The sequence below is a fragment of the Hyphomonas sp. genome, assembly GCF_040882205.1.
In the GTDB taxonomy this organism is placed as follows: domain Bacteria; phylum Pseudomonadota; class Alphaproteobacteria; order Caulobacterales; family Hyphomonadaceae; genus Hyphomonas.
Genome location: NZ_JBBEBT010000097.1, coordinates 1 through 6,177 on the forward strand (window position 1 = coordinate 1; position 6,177 = coordinate 6,177).

4 protein-coding genes are annotated in these 6,177 nt (G+C 61.5%); 2 read left to right on the forward strand and 2 right to left on the reverse strand.

The window, feature by feature from the left end:
* Positions 1-59 precede the first annotated feature (59 nt).
* Positions 60-2,915, reverse strand: a complete 2,856-nt coding sequence (locus WEA77_RS04080; RefSeq protein ID WP_368066588.1) for a TonB-dependent receptor plug domain-containing protein — start codon at positions 2,913-2,915, stop codon at positions 60-62.
* A gap of 177 nt (positions 2,916-3,092) precedes the next feature.
* On the opposite strand from WEA77_RS04080, the gene WEA77_RS04085 reads away from it, so the two are divergent.
* A complete protein-coding gene (locus tag WEA77_RS04085) occupies positions 3,093-4,529 on the forward strand; it encodes a protein adenylyltransferase SelO family protein (RefSeq protein WP_368066589.1) in 1,437 nt (478 codons plus the stop codon).
* A gap of 71 nt (positions 4,530-4,600) precedes the next feature.
* Positions 4,601-5,782 (forward strand): CaiB/BaiF CoA transferase family protein, encoded by a 1,182-nt coding sequence (locus tag WEA77_RS04090; RefSeq protein ID WP_368066590.1) that lies wholly within the window; start codon positions 4,601-4,603, stop codon positions 5,780-5,782.
* A 49-nt stretch (positions 5,783-5,831) separates the two neighbouring features.
* On the opposite strand, the gene WEA77_RS04095 is transcribed toward WEA77_RS04090, so the two are convergent.
* Positions 5,832-6,177, reverse strand: a 346-nt coding sequence (locus WEA77_RS04095) for an RpiB/LacA/LacB family sugar-phosphate isomerase (RefSeq protein WP_368066591.1), incomplete at its 5' end; no start/stop codon positions are given.

The following is a 6,177-nucleotide window of genomic DNA, read 5'->3' on the forward strand; positions in this document are numbered from 1 at the left end:
CAAAAGAAAACGGCCCCCGTTTCCGGGGGCCGTTTATTTTGTCAGCAGACTATAGCGTATCAGCCCTCGGGGCCGAAGCGCTTCTTAAAGCTGACTTTTACTGTGCGGCCAAAGGGGTTGTGCGTGTAGGGATCATAGTTGAGGTCAAATGCGGCGAATGGTGGGTCTTCATCGGTCACGTTGACCACCGACAGGCCGAAATCGATGCCATACGGCGCCTGCCAATTATAGAAGAGATCAAAGGTCGTCTGAGCCTCGATCGTTTCGCCGACGCCTCCACGCTGACCCGCCGGACGCTCGTCCGCGTAATCGGTAGTGTGACGGGCGACAACCCGGAAGTTGTGGTCTCCGACTTCGAGGTTTGCGAAGGCATTTGCCTTCCACTGCGGCAATGACCGAGAGAAGTTGCTCCGGTTGAACTGCCCAACCCGGTCTCCGCCGGCGATGGTTACCCCTTCGATCTCGAAGTCCGCAACAACATACTCAATCACATAAGTTCCATCCACCCCGAGCGTCAGTGTCTGGCCGTTGAATACGTCATCGATCACCTGGTTTGCGCGGAAGTCGATGCCGGAGGTCTGGATGTCGGGGCCATTGGCCACGTTAGTCCGTATACGTGCAATCCCGGCGCCTGACGGGATCAGCGGATTCTGAAACGTGATGCGTGACAGGATGGGCGATGTCAGGTTGCCAGCATTGATTGCTGCAATGGCGGCGTTCACAATGCTCGACTGCTCTTCGACGATAATCGGATCCGAAAAGTCGAAGTTATAGTAGTCCACAGAAGCCGTGAACCCGCCGATATCGACCAAGCCGCCGATATTGAAGCTGGTCGCCGATTCCGGTTGGAGGTTGGGATTGCCGAACTGGTCCACTGCCTTGAACGCAGACGTTGGGGCAACAAACTGGAGGCTGGTTCCGACCCCGTCAATCTGGTTGAGTGTCGGGCCCCGGAACGATGTCTGGGCCGAGCCGCGCATCGCGAACGCGTCCATGATCTGCCATTTTGCGGCAACCTTCGGATCAAATGTCGAACCAGCACCGCCACCATAATCTTCGAATCGAGCAGCGAGTTGGACGTCGACCGTATCACCAAGCGGTATTTGGGCTTCTGCAAACACAGCATAGATAGTTTGCTCGTTGTCGCTGGCGTTGGTACCCGCGAGGAAAGCGTAAGGCCCGGTTCCGCCGGGTCCCGGTGTGACGGCGAGGTCTGTCAGGGCACTTGGTTCAACCTTGAGGGTTTCAGTGCGCACCTGGGCGCCCGCAGCCCAACCGACCGCGCCGCCACCAAAGTCAATGCCCAACTGGCCGGACAAGACCGCATCAAATACCAGCAGCGAAGTCGTCACCTCGGTGAATGATGGGTCAGTCATCCATTCGGCAATCGCCACTGTATTCTGGAGCCCCGGAATGAAATTGGGGTTTGCTTCTCCAGTCACGCCGCTCGCAGCAATCCCGTTTGAGAAAGGATTGAACCACTGGCAGGCGCCCGCGCCCGCAACCAGTACGCCTGTATAGCCGGGCGCCCAAGGGACGGTCCCCGTCGCCGGATCGGCCCCGGTGATTGGATCAGTACAGACGCCGAAACCTCGCAGGCCCGCAGCGAAAGCTGAAATATATGTGTCGTTGGTGCTGCGCGTTCCGATCGTCGTTGAATAAGACACGCCAAGGTCCCAATTCATAGATTCGCCGAAGTCGCCCGTCAGATCGCTGGCAAGGCGGTAACTTTCATAAGCCCGGTTGCCCACCTGTGCGCCACCTGTTCCGGGGAAACCGCCCCAGCCGAAGCTGCGTCCAATGAACAATGAGCCGATGGTGCCGGCCGGGAACGCACCCGGATTGGCTGCGGTATAAGCAGCATAGCCAGGGTTTGTGGTCGGCACGAACTGACTCGTAAGCACCTGCGGCGGATAGGATGGAGAGGTCTTCCACTCCGGTACGTCTGTATTGGCGTAAAGCCCCTCAATATGGAACTTCATGCCATTGTCAAAGTCACGGTTATATTCAGAGAAGATCTGGTAGCGGGTCTCCTCTTCGACGAGGTTGTCATACTGCGTGAACTGGAAGTTGCAGGTCGGTGCCAGCGTCCCTCCGAGCGCAACGCAACCATTGTCGTTGACGTTGAACGGTGCGATCGGCCCTGTAATTCCCAAGGGAACAAAACGTCCGGGATTTGAGATTCCAGAGAAGCCGCCGACCGGGTTCTCAGCACGCGGCAGGATCGCCCAGTCTTTCTCCAGAAGTGGAACTTCGCTGCGGAAGTTGTAGCCGACGGAGGTGATCCAGCTGGCATTACCCATCTGCAGGCCATAGGAAGCTGTCAGGCCGTAATCGCCATCGGAACCGTCAAACTGCGAGAACGATCCACCGACTTCGAGGCCTTCGAGATCCGTTCGGGTAATGAAGTTCACGACGCCAGCAATGGCGTCGGATCCATAGATCGCCGCAGCACCGTCTTTCAGAACTTCGATTCGGCCAACTGCTGATGAGGGGAGCGTGTTCGTATCAACGAAGAGCTGAGCCTGCTCGCCGATCGCGTAAGGCGCATAAGTCTGGCGCCGACCGTTTATGAGCACCAACGTCCGCGCCGGGCCTAGCCCGCGCAGGTTGATGTTCGATGTGCCCTCGAGGCCGTTAGACGCAAACTGATTGGTCTCGCCGTCAATACCGGATGAGACGCCGAGATTGCGAATCAGCTCTGTCAGAGAGGGATTGCCCTCGAGCTTCAGGTCCTGTGCCGTAATAACATCTACCGGAAGCGCCGCATCTTCCGGAGAGCCGGCGATAGCTGAGCCGGTAACCGTGACCGTTGCGAGCTTGCGCTCGTTCTCGTCCTCCTGCGCCTGCGCGGCAAACGAGCCGCCCAGCGCAATGGCCGACGCACAAAAGAGCATTCCCTTGAAAGTTTTCATTCGTTTCCTCCCGAAACTGTTACGGCCTGGAGCAAGCTTTCGCCGCTTGTCATGATCTTGACCAATTCCCATCATTAAGGGTCTACGACGGTCTGCAAGGGGGCTTCTGTGCTGCACCGCTGCATGCCATTATAGAACCCACATGCCCTACCCTGTCGACAAGGAAGGCTCGCTGCGTTGGAAGACCCCTTAAATGCTGGGAAGTTCAAAAAAGAAACGAACCTGCCGCCCTTCCTTCGGATAGCCCCGGAATTCGCCGACCCTGTCCTCGCGGCACGCTTTCCTGAAACAGTGTTGCGCTGGCGCAACCAGCGATGGGCGCAGAGCATAGGGCTCGGTAATCTCAGCGATTCCGGCTGGCTCAGCCATTTCGGCCGGTTCGAGGCCCTGCCCGGAAATCTGTCCCAGCCACTCGCTATGCGCTATCATGGCCACCAGTTCGGCACCTATAATCCTGACCTCGGTGACGGGCGCGGCTTCCTGTTTGCGCAGGTAGGTGACACCGCTGGCCGCCTGCTGGACCTGGGCACCAAGGGCTCCGGCCAGACGCCCTGGTCGCGCCGCGGTGATGGCCGCCTTACGCTGAAAGGCGGGGTGCGCGAAATCCTCGCCGCCAGCTATCTGGAAGCACTCGGCGTCAACACGTCCAAGGCCTTCAGCCTGATCGAGACCGGCGAGGCGCTTGAGCGCGGCGACGAGCCCTCGCCGACCCGGTCCTGCGTGCTGGTGCGCCTCTCCCACAGCCATGTCCGCTTTGGAACCTTCCAGCGCTGTGCTTACCTGGACGACCGCGCCGCCATGGCAAAGCTGGTCGATTACTGCGTCGCCGAGTTCCACCCTGGCGCCGATGATCCGGATATGGCGCGCAAGGCCTGCGCGCTGCTGGAATGCATCGCCGTCGCCACCGGCAAGATGATCGGCCAGTGGATGGCCGCCGGCTTCGTGCACGGGGTGATGAATACCGACAATTTCAACATCACCGGCGAGACCTTCGACTTCTGCCCCTGGCGTTTCCTCGCACAGTCCGACCCGAACTTCACCGCCGCCTATTTCGACCAGAACGGACTCTACCGTTTCGGCCGCCAGCCCCTGCAGGGCAGCTGGGCCTTGCAGCAGCTCGCCTCGGCGCTCCTCCTGCTGGCGGAGGCTGAAGACCTCGCTCCGTCGCTGGCGCCGTTTGAGACTGCTTACCGCGACAGCTTTGCCGCCCATACCCATGCCCTGCTCGGCCTTGCGCCTCTGGGCGATGTCGCGCAGGACATCGGCCTGCTGCAGGCCTTCTATGGCTGGATGACCGACAGCGGGGCAAGCTGGGCGCAAACCTTCTTCGACTGGTTCGGCGGGCCGGCCAGCGAGAGGCGCGCCGCCGCCTCGCCGCAGGCCGCGCTCTATACCTCTGCGTCTTTCGGGCCGGTCCGCGCCGCCCTGATGGCGCGCACGCCGGTGCGGCCCGGGCGCCTTGCCCTGCCCTATTTCCAGGCGCCCTCACCGGTCAGCCTCGTCATCGGGGAAGTCGAGGCCTTGTGGGATCCGATCGCCGCCAGCGACGACTGGTCTGCTTTCAAGGCCAAGACCGAGCATATCGAGGAAGCCCGCATCGCGCTTGGCCTCTGACCCGAGGAAAAGCTTGATCTACCCGGTGCCCGCGGGGCACTTACGCGCCAGTTGTCCAGGAGACCTGACCCATGACCGACGCGCCCCGCACCGGCCCGCCCTCAGGGCCTCTGGCAGGTGTCCGCATCATCGACATGAGCACTGTCGTGCTGGGCCCCTTCGCCACTTTGATCCTCGCCGATCTCGGCGCCGAAGTGATCAAGATCGAGCCCCCCGGCAAGGGCGACACGATGCGCTATGCCGGCGCCTCGCCAACCGGCGACCTTGGGCCAATCTACATGGCGCTGAACCGCAACAAGCGCTCAGTGACGCTCGACGCCAAGACGCCCGGGGGCAAGGCCGCGCTGACGCAGCTCCTGAAGACCGCCGATGTGTTCTTTCACAATGTCCGCCTCGCCGGCATGGAGCGGCTCGGCTTCGGCTATGAGCAGGTGAAGGCCCTCAAGGACGACATCGTCTATGTCCATTGCGCCGGCTTTGGCCAGGGCGGGCCCTACGAAAAGCGCCAGGCCTATGACGACCTGATCCAGGGCGCCTCCGGCTTTGCCGACCTCAATGCCATCCGCTCTGGCGGGCGGCCCGAATACGCGGCCTCGCTGGTGGCCGACAAGACGGCCGGCCTGTTCGCAACTTATGCGACGCTCGCCGCGATGTTCCACAAGGCGACCACCGGCAAGGGCCAGTTCGTACAGGTGCCGATGCTGGAATGCTTCACCTTCTTCAACATGGTGGAGAATCTCTACGGAGAGACATTCATGCCGGGCAATGGCAAGCTCGCCTATACCCGTTCGGTCAATCCGAACCGGCGCCCCTACCCGACCACCGACGGCTATATCGGACTTGTTCCATACTCGGATCAGCAATGGGCGACGTTTTTCGAAATTGGCGGCATGCCTGACGTGTTCCAGGACCCGCGCTTCAATACCTATGCCGCACGCACCGAAAATACCGGCGCGCTCTACGCCCTGATCGAGGACGTCACCGCCAAGCGGTCCACGGACGAATGGCTCGCGCTGCTCGACAAGGCGAACATCCCGGCGATGCGCTACAATACCCTGCCGCAAGTTCTGACCGACGCCCACCTCGTCGCCACCGGCTTCTTCCAGGAAGCCGAACACCCCGAAGCGGGCCGCTACCGCACCATGAAACACCCGGTGCATTTCGCGGCCACGCCCGCCAGTCTCCGCCTCCCCCCGCCCCGGCCGGGCGCCGACAATGAGATGATCCTTGAGAGCCTGGGGCTGGGGGTTTGAGACTTTGAAATCTGAGGGGACAGTGACATGACCGGCCCTGCCGATGAACTTAAGTTCCCGCCCCCGCCTTCCCCAGTTTGCCGACGCGGCGGGTCTGGCGATCGCCGCAGAAGGGCGTCGTCAGGAAGGCGGTGAGGCAGGCCTTCGCCATTTCGACGCCGATCATGCGGGCGCCCAGGGCGATGACGTTGGCGTCGTTGTGTTCGCGCGAGAGCGCGGCGGAGAGTGGCTCGGAAACGAGGGCGCAGCGCACCCCCGGATTGCGGTTCACGGCGATGGAAATGCCAATGCCGGCGGCGCACAGGGCGATGCCGCGCTCGGCCTTTCCGGCGGCGATATAGCCAGCGAGCTTGTAGCCGAAATCCGGATAGTCGACGCTCGCCTCGCCGTGCGTA